This is a genomic window from Paramesorhizobium endophyticum (assembly GCF_014640615.1).
In the GTDB taxonomy this organism is placed as follows: domain Bacteria; phylum Pseudomonadota; class Alphaproteobacteria; order Rhizobiales; family Rhizobiaceae; genus Paramesorhizobium; species Paramesorhizobium endophyticum.
In genome coordinates this window covers 1-14,578 of record NZ_BMHH01000018.1, presented here as the reverse complement: position 1 = coordinate 14,578, position 14,578 = coordinate 1, and the positions used below count along the sequence as shown (strand labels likewise).

Here is a 14,578-nt window from a genome sequence, read left to right as displayed (position 1 = left end):
TGATTGGGTGGGATGATGAGTGATACGATCAGCTGGGACGATTTCGAGAAGGTGGACATACGCTGCGGCACGATTGTCGAGGCCGCGCCCTTTCCGGAAGCCCGAAAACCAGCCATCAAGCTGAAGATCGATTTCGGCGCGGAGATAGGCGTGCGCAAATCCTCGGCGCAGATCACCAGGCATTATACGCCGGAAGAGCTGGTGGGCCGCCAGGTGCTGGCGGTCGTCAACTTCCCGCCACGCCAGATCGGCCCGTTCATGTCGGAAGTGCTGACGCTCGGCTTGCCGGACGAAGAGGGCGCGGTGGTGCTCGCCGCGATTGATAAGCCTGTGCCGAACGGGGGCAGGCTGTTTTAGGGCGTTTCATTTTAGTGGAATCGCCTGAATTCCGGTTTGGGACCGTTGTTGTCGTGGAAGCGTGGAGGAATGGATCCCAGTGACAAGCACTGGGATGACGGATTGCTTTGCTGTTGGCAAGCAAACCTCGGAACTCCCCGCTTGGTAGAAACATATCAGTAGTGGAGAAACATCTCCACCCCGTCATCCCAGTGCTTGTCACTGGGATCCATTCCTCTACGGTGACGTAGCCACAACGATAAAAGAACGAGACCGTTTCATCTAAAGGTGAAGCGCATTAGCCCGCTTCACGCAGCGTGCAGGGTTGGGATATTCGAAACATCCACCTCGCGCGCGACATGCCAGGCATCATAGGCGGCCTGCATCCGCAGCCACACCGCCGGACCATCGCCAAACATTTTGCCGAGGCGAGCGGCAATGTTCGGCGAAACCGGCTTTCTCTCCCGCAGAATATCGTAAAGCTGCTGGCGCGATATGCCGAGCAGATGGGCGATTTCCGCCTTGGTTTTCCCTGTGGCCGGGATGATGTCTTCAAGCAGCGCCCCGGGATGAGACGGGCAGCGCTCGATTGGACGCTTTGCTTCATGCGCGGTCATCTTGCTCTCCTTGGGCAGCGGTCAATGATATTGCTCGAAATCGACGCGAACCGCATCCTTTCCATCGAATTCAAACGTAATGCACCACGGCCCATTTACATGAACCGTATAGCGGGTTGGATCATAACCGTTCAGCGCATGAAAGTTGAATCCAGGAAGGTTCATATTTTCCGGTCGTTCGGATTGTTCCAGCCGGTCGAGACGCACCAGAATCCTTTTGTGCAATTTGGCATCGATCTTGCCGGATTTGCCAGTTTCGAACAGGGTTTCCAGCGCTTTGTTCCTGAACGATTTGATCATGGTCTATGTAAGCAAAAAACTTACAGTAAATCAAGATGGGTCACACAGGTATCCGCACCACGGCTCTCAGTCCCCCCAGCGGGCTGTCGTGAAGGGTGATGTCGCCGCCGTGGCTGCGGGCGATGTCGCGGGCGATGGCGAGGCCGAGGCCGGTGCCGCTGGAATCCTGGTTGCGGGCTTCGTCGAGGCGGACGAAGGGCTTGAACACATCGTCGCGCTTGTCCTCGGGAATGCCGCTGCCGTCATCGTCGATGGTGACAGTCAGCGACGCGTCGTCATGCACCGCCGTGATCTCGACATTCTGCGCGTAGCGGAAGGCGTTGCCGACGAGATTGCCGATGAGGCGGGTGAAGGCTTTGGGGCGGACTTCGACGGTGCTGTCGCCTTCTATCGTGGAGCGGAACCCGCGGTCGCGCAGTTTCGCCTCCTCGGCGAGCTTGTCGAAAAGGCGGGTGAGGTCGAAATTGCCCTGTTCCTCCTCCGCCTCGCCGCGCGCGAAAGCGAGATAGCCTTCGAGCATGTTCTGCATGTCCTCGATATCCTGGTTGAGCGGCTCGGTATCGATATTCGAGCCGGCGAGGGCCAGTTGCAGCTTGAAGCGGGTCAGGATGGTGCGCAAATCGTGGCTCACGCCTGACAGCATCGCGGTACGCTGCTCGATCTGGCGCTCAATGCGCTCGCGCATCTGTATGAAGGCGATGCCGGCGCGGCGGACTTCTTCCGCGCCGCGCGGGCGGAAGCCTTCGGGCATCGGCTGCCCTTTGCCGAAGCTTTCTGCGGCTTTGGCCAGCTGCTGGATAGGCATGATCTGGTTGCGCAGGAAGAGGATGGCGATGGAAAGCAGCACCAGCGCGGTGCCGACCATCCAGGTCAGGAAAATCAGCGTGTTGGAGGCATAGGCCTGGCTGCGGCGGGCGAAGACGCGCAGGACCTTGTCCTCAAGCTGGATGCGGATTTCGATCAAATCGGAATCGCCCACCGTGTCCAGCCAGAACGGCCGGTTGATCTGGCGGGTGATCTCCTCGCCCAGAAAATCGTCGAGGATGGAGAAGAACGGCTTCGGCCCCGGCGGGGGCAGGGGGTTGGGCGGCAGGATGGAGATGTTCAGCCCGAGGCGCTGCTGGGCAATGCGGATGATGTTCTCATAGCCCGGATCCTGCGGATAGGTCTCGATGATGTCGATGATGGCGGAGATATCGCGCACCACGGCCATGGAAAGACGCTCCGTCACCATCTGCCAATGGCGCTCCATGAAGACGAAGGCGATGACCGATTGCAGCAGCACCATCGGCACAATGACGATGATGAGCGAGCGGGCATAAAGCCGCTTCGGCATCTGGTGCGCCAGCCATCGGGCGAATTTCGTCCAGAGGGATTTCATTTCGCCGGGAGTCGCTTTCTGGATTTACCCCCCTCTGCCCTGCCGGGCATCTCCCCCACAAGGGGGGAGATTGGCTGACACCACCGTCCGCCTCTATTCTGCGAAGTAAGAGATTGGTGCCGAAGGCCAATGACGGCTGATCTCCCCCCTTGTGGGGGAGATGCCCGGCAGGGCAGAGGGGGGTGGTGGAAGGAAATGGCGCCCATGTTAAAGCCGCATCACTCTATACTGAGCTTATACCCGATGCCCCGCACGGTCTGGAGCCACACCGGGTTGGCCGGGTCCTGCTCGATCTTGCGGCGCAGGCGGTTGATCTGGACGTCGATGGTGCGCTCGCCGACTTCGCCTTCACTGCCGGTCAGCTCGTGGCGCGGGACCGTTTCGCCGGCGCGCTCGGCGAAGATGGCCATGATGTCCTGTTCGCGGTCGGTCAGCTTGATGTTCTCGCTGCCCTTGCGGAGCTCCTTGCGCGGGATGAAGAAGGTGTAGGGGCCGAACACGACCTGCTCGATCTTCGGCGTCTGCGGGGCCGCGCCGCGGCGCAGGATGTTGTTGATGCGCAGGATCAGTTCGCGCGGATCGAAGGGCTTGGGCAGGTAATCATCCGCGCCCGCCTCGAGACCGTCGATGCGGTTGTCGGTTTCCGACAGGGCGGTCAGCATCAGGATCGGCACGTCCTTGGTCTCGCGCAGCGATTTGGTCAGCGTCACGCCGGTTTCGCCCGGCATCATGATGTCGAGGATCAGGAGGTCGAAATCGATGCCTTCCAGCTTGCGCCGCGCTTCCGCCGCATTGGCGGCGACGGTGACGCGGAAGCCGCTGCCGGTCAGATATTGCGACAGGAGGCTGCGGATGCGGGTGTCGTCATCGACAACGAGAAGGTGCGGCGCGTCGTCGGAAACCGGCTTCTGTTCCATGGCCATCTCTGTACCCCTTGTGCTCATCTCATCCCTCTACTGTTCGCAATTCTAACCCGCCGCGGGCAAACTGTCGATCTGCGCCCGCTGGTCCGGATTGACCATGGCTTTCAGGAAGTGCTCGATCGCCGCGCGATTCTCGGGCCCGCTTTCATTAAGCGCCCGCGCGATACGGCGGGACTGTGGCAGGGCGAGGGCGAGGGCTAGCTCGCGGCCCTTCGGTGTCGGGTAGAGTTCCCGCTGGCGCCGGTCGCGCGGGCCGGTCAGCTGCACGACATGCTCCGTGTCGATCAATTGCTTCAGCACCCGGGCCAGGCTCTGCTTGGTGATCTTCAGCACGTCCAGAAGCTCGGCCACAGTCATGCCCGGTTTGCGGTTGATGAAATAAAGCACCCGGTGATGGGCGCGGCCGAAACCGATCTTCTCCAGAATCAGGTCGGGATCGGCGGTGAAATCCCGGTAAGCGAAGAACAGAAGCTCGATAATATGGAGCTCGGGAGCATCCTCACCGGAGAGGGCTTTGGCGATGTGGCTGGCTTCATCTTTCATTGATGTCACGCGGCGAACTCCATCAAACGAGAAAAATATGTCAGCCTTGTTGACATATTTTCGAGGCGCTGGTAATTTTTGCCAAGCTGACGGCCATCTTTTGAACGAAAGATAAAGTTTATACGGCTTTTCAAGACATAATCCCTCTTGGAAATGTGTATAATTCACCCTGTCCGGCAGCCTGCCTTCCGTTGGCCGGAAACGGATGGTACCGCACAGATCCGGTCTTAAAGCAACGCATGATCTTGCGCAAAACCCTGCGACTTTCGGATCATGATTCAATTTTAAACAGCGTATAATCCGAAAGATCTGAACTTTTCGGTATATGCTTAGGGGAAACGCCTGGAGGTTAACATGGCATCCGTTCCGTTCGATCAGCTTGAGGGCACCATCTGGATGAATGGCGAATTTATTCGCTGGGCGGATGCGAAGCTGCATGTATTGACCCATGGCCTGCATTACGGCAGCGCCGTGTTCGAGGGCGAGCGCGCCTATGGCGGCGAGATCTTCAAGCTCAACGAGCATACCGAGCGCCTGCACGAATCCGCCCGCATCCTCGGTTTCGAGGTTCCGTACTCTGTGGCCGAGATCAACGACGCCTGCCGCCAGCTGCTCGCCAAGCAGGGCTTCGAGGATGCCTATGTGCGCCCGATCGCCTGGCGCGGCAGCGAATCGATGGGCGTTTCGGCGCAGCAGAACCGCATCAATGTCGCCATCGCGATCTGGCAGTGGCCGAGCTATTTCGATCCCGAGCAGAAGCTGAAGGGCATCCGCCTCGACATCGCGCAGTACCGCCGCCCCGACCCGCGCACCGCGCCGTCGAAATCCAAGGCGTCCGGCCTTTACATGATCTGCACCATCTCCAAGCACGCGGCGGAAGCCAAGGGCTATGCGGATGCGATGATGCTGGACTGGCGCGGGCAGGTGGCAGAGGCGACCGGCGCCAACATCTTCTTCGTCAAGGACGGCGTCATCCATACGCCGACGCCCGACTGCTTCCTCGACGGCATCACGCGCCGCACGGTGATCGACCTCGCCAAGCGCCGTGGCTACGAGGTGGTCGAGCGCGCGATCATGCCGGAGGAGCTTGATGGATTCGAGCAATGCTTCCTCACGGGCACTGCGGCGGAAGTGACGCCGGTGGCTGAAATCGGGCCGCATCGCTTCACGGTCGGCGATATCACCGCCAATCTGATGCATGACTATATGGCTGAGGTGACTCCGAAGAGGGCCGCGGCGGAATGAGGGAATAAGTGAATAGGGGAGTAAGGGAGTATACAAAACATATTCCCTATCCCCTACTTCTCCTCTATTCTGGAAATGTTATATTAAGTTACAAACAAGAAAAGCGGCGGATTCCGTCGCTTTTTTATTGTTGAATGTATGATCTTGTTTGACTTTATCCACAAACCGTCCAACATCCATCTTGCCGGAGATTCTGCTGCGGCGAGGAAACACTTAGACGGGGTGACAATTATGGAATCTCAACTTATTCCCATCATCATCCAGCTGATATCCGGCGCTGTCGGTGGCAATATTGCCGGCGCAGCCAAGAATTTGAGTCTCGGTACGGCTGGAAATACCGTGGCGGGCGGCATTGGCGGCATCCTGCTCAGCCAGCTTCTGCCGCTCTTGAGCAATGGCAGCCTCGATTCCGCGCTCAGCGGAGCCGTGGGCCACATCGCAGGCGGCGGTATCGGCGGCATCGTGCTCACCGCCATCATCGGCCTCATCAAGAACGCGGTTGCCAAGCAGGCATAAGCGTGAGGACAATCGAGAGGCTTGCTCGGGTCGAGCCTGATGAGGGCTCGCCCGGGTGGCTTTTTTGCGTGATGGACTGCCACTGCTGCGGTGGTGGCGCGGCGTCCGGCGTTCGCGAGGCTTCTCTGCAGGGAAGGCAGCGATATATATATTCCGGCACGCATTTCTTTTTCAAAGCAAGCGGGTATTTAAAGACGTTGTTCAAGGGAATTGACTGAGAAAGACCGATCAATGGATTCGCGCGACCCGGACGAGAACGGCTGGCTGAGTTCATCCCAAGCCTGGATTGCCAGAATGCCGGAAGCGGGCGATTTTGCGCGCCAGTTCATTCTTGATAAGCCGATGCTGGAGCGGGTGAGGGTGTCCGGTGCGCAAAGGATGCTCGACATCGGCTGCGGCGAGGGCCGATTCTGCCGGATGGTGAAGGAACTGGGTGTCGCGGCCACAGGGATCGACCCCGTCGAGCCATTTATCAAGCAAGCAAGAATACGGGATCCTGAAGGCGAATATTTTACCGGCTTTGCCGAGCGCCTGCCGTTCGATGATAGCGCTTTCGATCTTGCGGTTTTTTATCTGAGCCTCATCGATATCAACGATATGCGCGCGGCCATTCGCGAGGCGGCGCGGGTCTTGAAACCAGGCGGCACGATGTTGATCGCCAATCTCTCGAGCTTTGTTACATCCAATGGAACGATTGGCTGGATCAAGGGCGAGGATGGTCGGCTGCACCGTCCGCTCGGACATTATCTCAAGGAGAGGGCAGACTGGGTCGAGTGGGACGATATAAGGGTACGCAACTGGCATCGGCCATTGAGCGCTTATATGACGGCCCTGCTCGATGCGGGATTGACCCTGACTTTCTTCGACGAACCTGCGCCGTTGGGCGCACCGGAAGACAGGGAGCGCAAATATCAGCTGGCGCCATTCACAATGATGATGGAATGGCGGAAACTGTGAGCGACTCCATCCTTCAAATCAGCGGCTTATTTGCTTATTTCACAGGAGACATGTCATGGGCCAGTTGAAGGCGCTCGTCATTCCCGTCACCGCTTTCGAGCAGAATTGCACGGTTCTGTTCGATGACGAGAGCAAGAAGGGCGTGGTGATCGATCCGGGCGGCGATGTGGATCGCATCCTGGAAGCCTTGCAGGCGAACGGGGTCACGCCCGAGGCGATCTGGCTCACCCATGGCCATATCGACCATGCGGGCGGGGCGCTGGACCTCAAGGAAGCGCTCGATATCGAGATCATCGGCCCGCACGAGGCCGACAAGTTCCTGCTCGACAATCTGGAGATGATCGCGCTGCGCTATGGCATCAGCGGCGGCGTTCGCAACATGACGCCGGATCGATGGCTGCTGGAGGGGGACAAGCTCTCCTTCGGCAGACATGTGTTCGAGGTGCTGCACTGCCCCGGCCACGCGCCGGGCCATGTGGTCTATTTCAACCGCGATGCAAATTTCGCCCATGTGGGCGACGTGCTTTTCAACGGCTCCATCGGACGCACCGACCTGCCCGGCGGAGACCATGCGGCGCTGATCCGCTCGATCAAGGAAAAACTGCTTCCGCTCGGCGACGAGGTTGGCTTCATCTGCGGCCATGGGCCGGGAGGCCGGTTCGGTGAGGAGCGCAGGACGAACCCGTTTCTAGGGCAATAGGGCATGAACATATGCCTTGCTGCGGCGTCGCATCGCTGCCTCAATTGGCCGTGCAGAAATGATACTGCCCGTCGTAGCCCAAGAACGTGCCCGTGCGCGGATTGAACGAGCGGTAGCGCCGGACGCAATAGTTATACCAGCCGCGCGTCCAAGGCTGATAGGTCGGATAGCTCGGATAGGACGGCGGGTAGTATACCGAGGGCGGTGGCGCGAAGGGTTGATATACGGGAGGTGGCGCGGCGTACGGATCATACATGACAGGCGGGGGAGCGTAAGGATCATACGCGATTGGCGGAGGCGGCGCCGCGTAACCGGGGCGCGATAGGGCACCGCCGACGATCGCGCCTAACGCGAGACCGGCCGCGCCCGCTGCCCAGGCGTTTCTCTGCCTTTTACCCGCCGATGCGCTGTCGATTGACATGGGAGCCAATATTACGGCTCCCGATGCCGTGGCCAGAACTGCTGCCTTCAAAAAGCGGTTCATCGCGATCGCTCCTCTCAGATATGGGCAGGGAAGCGGCGAGTGGCGGCGTCCCCGCCTTCCTATCTCGTTCAGTTGGCCGTGCAGAAATGATACCGCTGGTCATAGCCTAAGAACGTGCCTGTGCGCGGATTGAACGAGCGATAGCGGCTGAAGCAATAATTGTACCACCTCTTTGTCCAAGGCTGCAGGCCGTAGCGCGGCGCGGGGACGTAGCGGCGCTCATAGGTGATGACGCGCGTCTGGGGCTGCGAATAGTATACCACCGGGGGCTGCTGATAGACGACCGGAGGCGGGGCCGCATAGGCCGGCTGCGACATCGCGCTGCCGAGGATCGCCCCTGCTGCGAGGCCGATGGCGCCGGCTGCCCACGCATCGCGGTTGCGATTGCGATGATAGCGCCAGTAAGGGCCGGGGCCGCCCCAATAGGGGCCGGGTCCACCCCAGCGAGGGCCACCGCCCCAATAGTGATAATGATAGCCCCATCCGCCCGCCGAGGCGGCGCTGATCGAGATGGGAGCGAGCATCGCCGCCGCGGATGCCGTGGCCAGAACTGCTGCTTTGACAAAGCGGTTCATGTAGGTGCCTCCTTCAGAAGCATAGAATTCGCCGACCGGATAACGTTTTTGTTCCAGCCTTGGTTCCTCTTCTACGGAATGCAACATGAACAGAAGCTGAACGGTTTACAAAGGGTTAACGGGAACGAGGCATCCGCGTCGACTCCCCACCAAGGGAACGGGCATCTATTGACGGAGCCGTTTGGATATTATTTGGCGCCGGTGTGGCGGTGGAGCGGCTGAGGCATATCCCGAAACCCATTCCTGCCGGGTGGAGACTGGAGCTTGACCGCAACATCCCAGCAACGGTTATTCGTGGGCTGGTCACTGGAACCCAGGCCTCTGTGCAACAATTCTCGCAATGATGCAGAATATGCGACTGTTTCTGGCTAAAGCGCGTCGCGTTCAATTGAACTCATGCGCTGCGCTTTAGGTCTTTGTTTTTGCGCATGTCTTTGTCCCAAACCGGTTCCCACTTTGGGAGACATGCTTTAGATGTTTGATCCATATTATAATGGAATCGCTGGATTTCGTTTTGGATCGTTGTTGTGCTGAAGGCGTAGAGGAATGGATCCCAGTGACGAGCACTGGGATGACGGCTGCATTACTATTGGCAAGCCACACCTCAAACCTTGCCGCTTGGCAGAAGCATACCCAATAATGGACAAAACATCTCCACCCCGTCATCCCAGTGCTCGTCACTGGGATCCATTCCTCTACGGTGACGCGGGTGCAACGGTAAAAGAATGAGCCATCCGTTTCCACCTAAGGGAAAGCCTGGCTACTCCAAAAAACGCCAGGCACCCCGCGCCACGCTTTCCTCCAATAAAAAAACCCCGGCGCGGAGGCCGGGGCTCATAAAATCCGGATGATTGAAGCTCAGCCGGTAACCGAAATATTGACTGCCTTCGGGCCCTTGCCGCGGCGATCGGGCTCGGTATCGAAGGAGACCTTCTGGTTGTCGGCGAGGCCGTTGAGGCCGGAGGCCTGCACGGCAGAGATGTGGACGAAAATGTCCGGGCCGCCATTGTCCGGCTTGATGAAGCCGAAGCCTTTTTCAGTGTTGAAGAATTTGACCAGACCGGTCTGTGCCATTGGATCCGTTCCTTTTCCTTAGGCGCTGCTCCTCTTGCGAAGAGCGGATTTAGTAGAACCGCCATGCATGCGCACCACGCCCGGCGGATGGTATGCAGGCAGTTCTCGAAATCAGGGAAGGAGCCGATCATTGCCGGGAAAATCCCGACCCGAAACTTATAGCGGTTCCGGCACGCCCGTTCTTCCAGTCTTCCATTGTTCGCAAAATGCCCGAACAACGAGAGACTGATCTATGAAGCGAATTTTGGCAAGCAAATTTTCGTGAATTTCAGAATGATGAAAGTTTTGGAATAATCTTGCGCCATATCGGCCATAAGCTTTGTATAATGGAAATAGTCTTCATTATCCTGTCATTCTACTGGTTTTTTAAAACGATGCACGCGCCGCCCGCCGCGCGCAGGCGCGTGCAGATGCTGTCCGCCTGCGCGCGGCTGTCGGCACCGATTCTGACGGCATAAATGCCGCGCCTGCCCATGGGCGAGCGGACGCGGCTGACCACGGCGGATTGCCCCTTGAGCACGGCGGCGAACCGGCGCTTCGTCCGTTCCCATTGTCCCATCGCGGCGATGCGGCGGAAATTCCCCGCTATCTGTATGCCCCAGGGCTTGGGCTTGATCCGCGCCATGGGGATGGTGGCGGCCTTGATGACGGGAAGACGGCGGCAGGCCTCGTCGAAGGATAGTTTCGCGTCGAGCGGACGCGGCTCCAATTGCGCACCGGCGGCGAAGTCGTCCGCGGTCAGGCCGGTGATGTCGCGCACATAGCCTTCCGTCTCGAGCGGAAGGAAACCGCCCGACTTCAACCAGGACGAGATACGGGCAGCCCCGGCATTGTAGGCCGCCGCCGCCAGGCCCCAATTGCCGAATGCTTTGCGCAAATCCTTCAGCAGCGCCGCCGATGCCGGAATGGCCTGCTCGACATCGAAGGGATCGGCAAGCCCGCGCTCCTTCGCCGTATAAGGCATGAACTGGGCAATGCCCTGCGCGCCGACAGGGCTGACGGCCCGGTGGTCGAAACGGCTTTCCTTCCAGATCAGCCGGGCGAAGAATTCGCGCGGCAGACCGTGGCTATCGGCATTCCTGGCGATGAGCGAGCATATATGATCGACCGATGGCGCCGGCATTTCGGGCTTCTGCAGCGCGACCGTCTCTTCAATCGCCGGTTTTTGCGGGGTGGGGGAATAGGGGCGTGCGGGCAGCGGATCAGCCGACGCATTGGTCGAGCCGATGGCCAAAGCCAGAGTAAATGCAACGATGCCGGAAAGTCTTTTGCCCAAAGCCTCTTGCCCCATGCGCGGAAACCGCCTGTTCCTCGTAAAAGAAGCATAAGATTGAGCATAGTGTGGCAAAAAACAAAGCTTGCAACGTCTTTCTTGCGCTTTCCATCTACTCGCTTACCATGAAGCGGGGCCAGAATCGCGGGCATTTGACGAGGAGAGGATTTGATGACGATCTTCAGCATGAAGATGCCCGGGCTGAGCGTGCTCGCCCTGTTCCTGCTGGCGGGCTGCGCGGTGGCGGAGGATGGCGGGCGTCCCGGGCCGCGCCCCGGCGGGCCGGTCATGTGCCCGATGATCTATGCGCCGGTTTGCGGCGAGCGTGGCGGGGTGCGCCAGACCTTCGGCAATGCCTGCCAGGCAGGGGCGAAAGGGTTCCGCGTGGTGCGGAAAGGCGAATGCGGCGCGCGGCGTCCCTCCTCGGGCATTCCGAAATGGCCGGCCATTGCCGGTCCGGGCCCCGTCCTGCCGCCGCAATTGCGCAGGCCTGCGCGTCCGCAGATGTGCACGGATGAGTATGCGCCGGTGTGCGCCCGGCGTGGACGCTCGGTCAAAACCTTCCCGAACGCCTGCTATGCAAAGCGCGACGGCTATCGCGTCGTTCGAAGAGGCGCTTGCCGGTGAACAACCGCAAGGGGCGAGCTAACTGGCGGCGATCCTGATGGAGCTGTTGAGCCGCCAGTAAAAATACCCGTAGAGAAAGCAGGTGTCGAAGAAATAGAAAAGTGGGAGGTTCGTAAAATTATCCTCCGGGTCGAGAAATGACCTGATCGTCATGAGAAGTGCCTCAATGACGATAAACATGATTATCACTTGAACTAAGACGGGGAATCCAATGCAGACAATTCTTTCGATAAATTCCTTGTCGTCTCCGGCTTTGTTCGTTCTGTAGCAGATGGAAATGCCGATCATGTTTATCAGAACAGCTGCGATATCAGTGAGATAATGCCAATGATTTGGATCGTATTCGTAGAATTCCGTGATTATGTACGAGCTTAAGGTGGCGGACAATACGACCGTGTATATGAAATAATACCAAAACCGCTCTTTGGAAGGAACGGAATCGCTCTTGAACCGCCGCGCGAGTTCCCTGTCGTTAATGAAGTTCATTTCACCTCTCCCGGGAGGGAATTGAAATTACAGCATATAATTGTAGGGCGCGACGCATTTCCGGCAAGGATATTGCCGTAACTGCCCGTGCGAGCGGTACCGCCGCTAATGGGCGGCGATCCTGATGGAGTTGTTGAGCCGCCAGTAAAAAAATGCCTGGAAAACCAGCATCACGATAAAATCAGAAAGTGTGGTGTCCATAAATGCGGAATTTCCAGTTGTTTCAAGTATTATGAAATATAATATGGTGAAAAATATTAATATAATGAGCATTGTAATGATGACTGGAAATCCAATGCAGATCATTCTTTCTATAAATTCTTTGTTGTCTCCAGATTTGTTTGTTCGATAGCAAATGGATATACCTATTATAGTTATTGCAATATTGGTGATATCGGAAAGATAATTCCAGAGGCTCAAATCCGTTTGCGGCGATTGGTGTAGTATTATCTTGCTTGCGAAAATATTCATCAACAGCATGGTTGCAAGGTAATACCAGAAGCGCTCTTTAGGCGGAACGGAATTGCTTTTGAACCGCTGCGCCAGTTCCCTGTCATCTATGAAGTTCATTTCACTTCTCCTGAGAGAGCAAATTTATCCTTCATATCGCCACAGAAATACGGCGCAATTCCGGCGGGAGATTTGGCGTAACTGCCGGAAGATATTCAGCTATTTGCTGATTTTCCTTCTATTGTCCGGTTCTCTCTATAAGGCTCGGATCATGGGGATGGGTGCTTCCGCCGCCGGGGCGGGCGCCGCGACCGTCACGGGCTTGCCGAAGCGGCTGATATTGGCGTCGCCCCATTCCTTCAGCGCCATCAGGATCGGCCCGATGCTGCGGCCCAGCGGCGAGAGGCTGTATTCCACCTTCGGCGGCACCTGCGCATAGACCTTGCGTTCGACCAGCCCGTCCTCCTCCAGTTCGCGCAGCTGGTTGGTCAGCATGCGCTGGGTGACGCCGGGCACTTGGCGGCGGATTTCGTTGAAGCGCATGGTGCCGCCCAGCAGATGGAACAGCACGACGCATTTCCATTTGCCGTCGATGAGGCTGATCGCGGCTTCCACTGCGCAGCCGGGATTGCATTCGATGCGGGAATGACGGACCTTGGCCATATTAGTATCCAAAAGAAACTAAGTTCAGTTATGCGCACTATGGGCGGTGTTTGTGCGTATTTACGAACTGTGAGGATAGTCGCATATCCGCTCCATAGCAAATGGAGCCCATGATAATGAAAGCAGTTGCCTATCAGAAACCCGGAAGTCTCGACCGCGCCGATGCGCTGGTGGACGTGATATTGGAAAAGCCCGCCGCGCAGGGGCGGGACCTCTTGGTCAAGGTCGAGGCGATTTCGGTCAATCCGGCGGATTACAAGGTGCGCGCCAATGTGGCGCCGCAGCCTGGCGAGTGGAAGGTACTGGGCTGGGATGCGGTCGGTACGGTGGTCGAAACGGGCGAAGCGGTGAAGAATTTCAAGCCGGGCGACCAGGTCTGGTATGCAGGCGCGATCAACCGTCCCGGCGCGAACAGCGAATATCATCTGGTGGATGAGCGGATCGCCGGCCATAAGCCCGCCTCGCTCTCCGAGCGGCAAGCCGCCGCCCTGCCGCTCACAGCTATAACGGCGTGGGAGGCTTTGTTCGACCGGCTGGACGTGAAGAAGCCCGTGCCGGGTGCGGCCAATGCCATATTGATCGTTGGCGGAGCAGGGGGCGTCGGGTCGATCGCCATTCAGCTGGCGCGCGCCCTGACGGATCTCACCGTCATCGCCACGGCGTCACGGCCGGAGACGAAGGAATGGGTGAAGCAGCTTGGCGCGCATCATGTGGTGGATCACAGCAAGCCGCTGGCGGCGGAGGTGGAAGCGCTCGGCATCGGCAAGCCGGCCTTCGTGTTCTCGACAACGGAAACCTTGCGCCATCTGGCCGAAATCATCGAACTCATCGCGCCTCAGGGCCGTTTCAGTCTGATCGACGACCCTGATGTGCTGGATATCGCGCCGTTCAAGCGCAAGTCCGTTTCGGTGCATTGGGAGCTGATGTTCACCCGCTCGCTGTTCCAGACGGCGGATATGGATGCGCAGGGAGCCTTGCTCGATGAGGTGGCGCGGCTGGTGGACGAAGGCCGGGTGCGCACGACGCTGACGGAGGCGCTGTCGCCGATCAATGCCGCGAATTTGCGCAAGGCGCATGAGGTTCTGGAAAGCGGCAAGGCGCGGGGGAAGATTGTGATGGAGGGGTGGGCGTAAGCGGGAAAGTGCGCCGCGTATAGGTGGGAAATGTCGGCGGGACGGCAACACCTCTACCCCGCCGAACGGGCTCGCACCCTCCCTCCCCCTTGCGGGGAGGGTGGCCCGAAGGGTCGGGTGGGGGTGGTGACGTTTAGTCCATTGTCTCCAGCAAATGCGCAAACGTCACCACCCCCACCCGCCCGCTAACGCGGGCACCCTCCCCGTAAGGGGTAGGGCTATCGCATATGAGTAATGAGGGTGAGGAAATCCTGGTCGGCCCATCTTGCCTTGAGCCGTTTGTGGCTGAGGGGAA

At 58.5% G+C, this 14,578-nt stretch carries 19 protein-coding genes; 7 read left to right on the top strand and 12 right to left on the bottom strand.

Annotation, left to right across the window (positions count from 1 at the left end):
• The first annotated feature begins 15 nt into the window (after nucleotides 1–15).
• Entirely contained in the window at nucleotides 16–357 is a 342-nt protein-coding gene (locus IEX53_RS18130; RefSeq protein ID WP_188825667.1) for a tRNA-binding protein, read from the top strand.
• 287 nt (nucleotides 358–644) lie between these two features.
• Here the strand turns inward: IEX53_RS18130 and IEX53_RS18125 are convergent, their stop codons facing one another.
• The 5 genes from IEX53_RS18125 to IEX53_RS18105 form a co-directional block, all read right to left on the bottom strand.
• Nucleotides 645–953, bottom strand: coding sequence for a HigA family addiction module antitoxin (locus tag IEX53_RS18125; RefSeq protein WP_188825592.1), 309 nt, complete (start codon nucleotides 951–953; stop codon nucleotides 645–647).
• 21 nt (nucleotides 954–974) lie between these two features.
• The gene (locus IEX53_RS18120; protein WP_188825591.1) at nucleotides 975–1,253 is read right to left on the bottom strand and encodes a type II toxin-antitoxin system RelE/ParE family toxin; all 279 of its coding nucleotides are present in this window, start codon (nucleotides 1,251–1,253) and stop codon (nucleotides 975–977) included.
• A 40-nt stretch (nucleotides 1,254–1,293) separates the two neighbouring features.
• The gene (locus IEX53_RS18115) at nucleotides 1,294–2,634 is read right to left on the bottom strand and encodes an ATP-binding protein (RefSeq protein ID WP_188825590.1); all 1,341 of its coding nucleotides are present in this window, start codon (nucleotides 2,632–2,634) and stop codon (nucleotides 1,294–1,296) included.
• A gap of 218 nt (nucleotides 2,635–2,852) precedes the next feature.
• Nucleotides 2,853–3,557, bottom strand: coding sequence for a response regulator (locus IEX53_RS18110; RefSeq protein WP_188825589.1), 705 nt, complete (start codon nucleotides 3,555–3,557; stop codon nucleotides 2,853–2,855).
• Between the two features lie 45 nt (nucleotides 3,558–3,602).
• Nucleotides 3,603–4,100, bottom strand: a complete 498-nt coding sequence (locus tag IEX53_RS18105) for a MarR family winged helix-turn-helix transcriptional regulator (RefSeq protein ID WP_188825666.1) — start codon at nucleotides 4,098–4,100, stop codon at nucleotides 3,603–3,605.
• Between the two features lie 354 nt (nucleotides 4,101–4,454).
• On the opposite strand from IEX53_RS18105, the gene IEX53_RS18100 reads away from it, so the two are divergent.
• The 4 genes from IEX53_RS18100 (at nucleotide 4,455) to IEX53_RS18085 (ending at nucleotide 7,518) form a co-directional block, all read left to right on the top strand.
• On the top strand, nucleotides 4,455–5,345 hold the full coding sequence (locus tag IEX53_RS18100; protein WP_188825588.1) for a branched-chain amino acid aminotransferase: 891 nt from the start codon (nucleotides 4,455–4,457) through the stop codon (nucleotides 5,343–5,345).
• A 231-nt stretch (nucleotides 5,346–5,576) separates the two neighbouring features.
• Nucleotides 5,577–5,861, top strand: coding sequence for a hypothetical protein (locus IEX53_RS18095; protein ID WP_188825587.1), 285 nt, complete (start codon nucleotides 5,577–5,579; stop codon nucleotides 5,859–5,861).
• A gap of 231 nt (nucleotides 5,862–6,092) precedes the next feature.
• Nucleotides 6,093–6,818 carry a class I SAM-dependent methyltransferase gene (locus tag IEX53_RS18090; protein ID WP_210311661.1) on the top strand — a complete coding sequence of 242 codons (726 nt, stop codon included), beginning with the start codon at nucleotides 6,093–6,095 and terminating at the stop codon, nucleotides 6,816–6,818.
• A gap of 55 nt (nucleotides 6,819–6,873) precedes the next feature.
• Nucleotides 6,874–7,518, top strand: coding sequence for an MBL fold metallo-hydrolase (locus IEX53_RS18085; RefSeq protein WP_188825586.1), 645 nt, complete (start codon nucleotides 6,874–6,876; stop codon nucleotides 7,516–7,518).
• A 40-nt stretch (nucleotides 7,519–7,558) separates the two neighbouring features.
• Here the strand turns inward: IEX53_RS18085 and IEX53_RS18080 are convergent, their stop codons facing one another.
• The 4 genes from IEX53_RS18080 to IEX53_RS18060 form a co-directional block, all read right to left on the bottom strand.
• Nucleotides 7,559–8,002 carry a BA14K family protein gene (locus IEX53_RS18080; RefSeq protein WP_188825585.1) on the bottom strand — a complete coding sequence of 148 codons (444 nt, stop codon included), beginning with the start codon at nucleotides 8,000–8,002 and terminating at the stop codon, nucleotides 7,559–7,561.
• Between the two features lie 68 nt (nucleotides 8,003–8,070).
• Nucleotides 8,071–8,577 (bottom strand): BA14K family protein, encoded by a 507-nt coding sequence (locus IEX53_RS18075; RefSeq protein ID WP_188825584.1) that lies wholly within the window; start codon nucleotides 8,575–8,577, stop codon nucleotides 8,071–8,073.
• 858 nt (nucleotides 8,578–9,435) lie between these two features.
• The gene (locus IEX53_RS18070) at nucleotides 9,436–9,651 is read right to left on the bottom strand and encodes a cold-shock protein (protein ID WP_188825583.1); all 216 of its coding nucleotides are present in this window, start codon (nucleotides 9,649–9,651) and stop codon (nucleotides 9,436–9,438) included.
• A 355-nt stretch (nucleotides 9,652–10,006) separates the two neighbouring features.
• Entirely contained in the window at nucleotides 10,007–10,942 is a 936-nt protein-coding gene (locus IEX53_RS18060) for a lytic transglycosylase domain-containing protein (RefSeq protein ID WP_236016261.1), read from the bottom strand.
• 153 nt (nucleotides 10,943–11,095) lie between these two features.
• Here IEX53_RS18060 and IEX53_RS18055 point away from each other — a divergent pair, with 153 nt between their 5' ends.
• Entirely contained in the window at nucleotides 11,096–11,551 is a 456-nt protein-coding gene (locus tag IEX53_RS18055; protein WP_188825581.1) for a Kazal-type serine protease inhibitor family protein, read from the top strand.
• A gap of 18 nt (nucleotides 11,552–11,569) precedes the next feature.
• Here the strand turns inward: IEX53_RS18055 and IEX53_RS18050 are convergent, their stop codons facing one another.
• From IEX53_RS18050 to IEX53_RS18040, 3 genes are all read right to left on the bottom strand, one after another.
• Nucleotides 11,570–12,037: a hypothetical protein gene (locus tag IEX53_RS18050; protein ID WP_188825580.1), complete on the bottom strand. Its 468-nt coding sequence runs from the start codon at nucleotides 12,035–12,037 to the stop codon at nucleotides 11,570–11,572.
• A 105-nt stretch (nucleotides 12,038–12,142) separates the two neighbouring features.
• On the bottom strand, nucleotides 12,143–12,607 hold the full coding sequence (locus IEX53_RS18045) for a hypothetical protein (protein WP_188825579.1): 465 nt from the start codon (nucleotides 12,605–12,607) through the stop codon (nucleotides 12,143–12,145).
• A 135-nt stretch (nucleotides 12,608–12,742) separates the two neighbouring features.
• Entirely contained in the window at nucleotides 12,743–13,150 is a 408-nt protein-coding gene (locus IEX53_RS18040) for a winged helix-turn-helix transcriptional regulator (RefSeq protein ID WP_188825578.1), read from the bottom strand.
• Between the two features lie 116 nt (nucleotides 13,151–13,266).
• Between IEX53_RS18040 and IEX53_RS18035 the strand changes: the two genes are divergently transcribed.
• Nucleotides 13,267–14,283 (top strand): zinc-binding alcohol dehydrogenase family protein, encoded by a 1,017-nt coding sequence (locus tag IEX53_RS18035; RefSeq protein WP_188825577.1) that lies wholly within the window; start codon nucleotides 13,267–13,269, stop codon nucleotides 14,281–14,283.
• Nucleotides 14,284–14,578 lie beyond the last annotated feature (295 nt).

Coding starts and splice junctions, on each gene's coding strand:
- IEX53_RS18130 (WP_188825667.1), top strand. CDS start 16: ATGAGTGATACGATCAGCTGGGACGATTTCGAGAAGGTGGACATACGC.
- IEX53_RS18125 (WP_188825592.1), bottom strand. CDS start 953: ATGACCGCGCATGAAGCAAAGCGTCCAATCGAGCGCTGCCCGTCTCAT.
- IEX53_RS18120 (WP_188825591.1), bottom strand. CDS start 1,253: ATGATCAAATCGTTCAGGAACAAAGCGCTGGAAACCCTGTTCGAAACT.
- IEX53_RS18115 (WP_188825590.1), bottom strand. CDS start 2,634: ATGAAATCCCTCTGGACGAAATTCGCCCGATGGCTGGCGCACCAGATG.
- IEX53_RS18110 (WP_188825589.1), bottom strand. CDS start 3,557: ATGGCCATGGAACAGAAGCCGGTTTCCGACGACGCGCCGCACCTTCTC.
- IEX53_RS18105 (WP_188825666.1), bottom strand. CDS start 4,100: ATGAAAGATGAAGCCAGCCACATCGCCAAAGCCCTCTCCGGTGAGGAT.
- IEX53_RS18100 (WP_188825588.1), top strand. CDS start 4,455: ATGGCATCCGTTCCGTTCGATCAGCTTGAGGGCACCATCTGGATGAAT.
- IEX53_RS18095 (WP_188825587.1), top strand. CDS start 5,577: ATGGAATCTCAACTTATTCCCATCATCATCCAGCTGATATCCGGCGCT.
- IEX53_RS18090 (WP_210311661.1), top strand. CDS start 6,093: ATGGATTCGCGCGACCCGGACGAGAACGGCTGGCTGAGTTCATCCCAA.
- IEX53_RS18085 (WP_188825586.1), top strand. CDS start 6,874: ATGGGCCAGTTGAAGGCGCTCGTCATTCCCGTCACCGCTTTCGAGCAG.
- IEX53_RS18080 (WP_188825585.1), bottom strand. CDS start 8,002: ATGAACCGCTTTTTGAAGGCAGCAGTTCTGGCCACGGCATCGGGAGCC.
- IEX53_RS18075 (WP_188825584.1), bottom strand. CDS start 8,577: ATGAACCGCTTTGTCAAAGCAGCAGTTCTGGCCACGGCATCCGCGGCG.
- IEX53_RS18070 (WP_188825583.1), bottom strand. CDS start 9,651: ATGGCACAGACCGGTCTGGTCAAATTCTTCAACACTGAAAAAGGCTTC.
- IEX53_RS18060 (WP_236016261.1), bottom strand. CDS start 10,942: ATGGGGCAAGAGGCTTTGGGCAAAAGACTTTCCGGCATCGTTGCATTT.
- IEX53_RS18055 (WP_188825581.1), top strand. CDS start 11,096: ATGACGATCTTCAGCATGAAGATGCCCGGGCTGAGCGTGCTCGCCCTG.
- IEX53_RS18050 (WP_188825580.1), bottom strand. CDS start 12,037: ATGAACTTCATTAACGACAGGGAACTCGCGCGGCGGTTCAAGAGCGAT.
- IEX53_RS18045 (WP_188825579.1), bottom strand. CDS start 12,607: ATGAACTTCATAGATGACAGGGAACTGGCGCAGCGGTTCAAAAGCAAT.
- IEX53_RS18040 (WP_188825578.1), bottom strand. CDS start 13,150: ATGGCCAAGGTCCGTCATTCCCGCATCGAATGCAATCCCGGCTGCGCA.
- IEX53_RS18035 (WP_188825577.1), top strand. CDS start 13,267: ATGAAAGCAGTTGCCTATCAGAAACCCGGAAGTCTCGACCGCGCCGAT.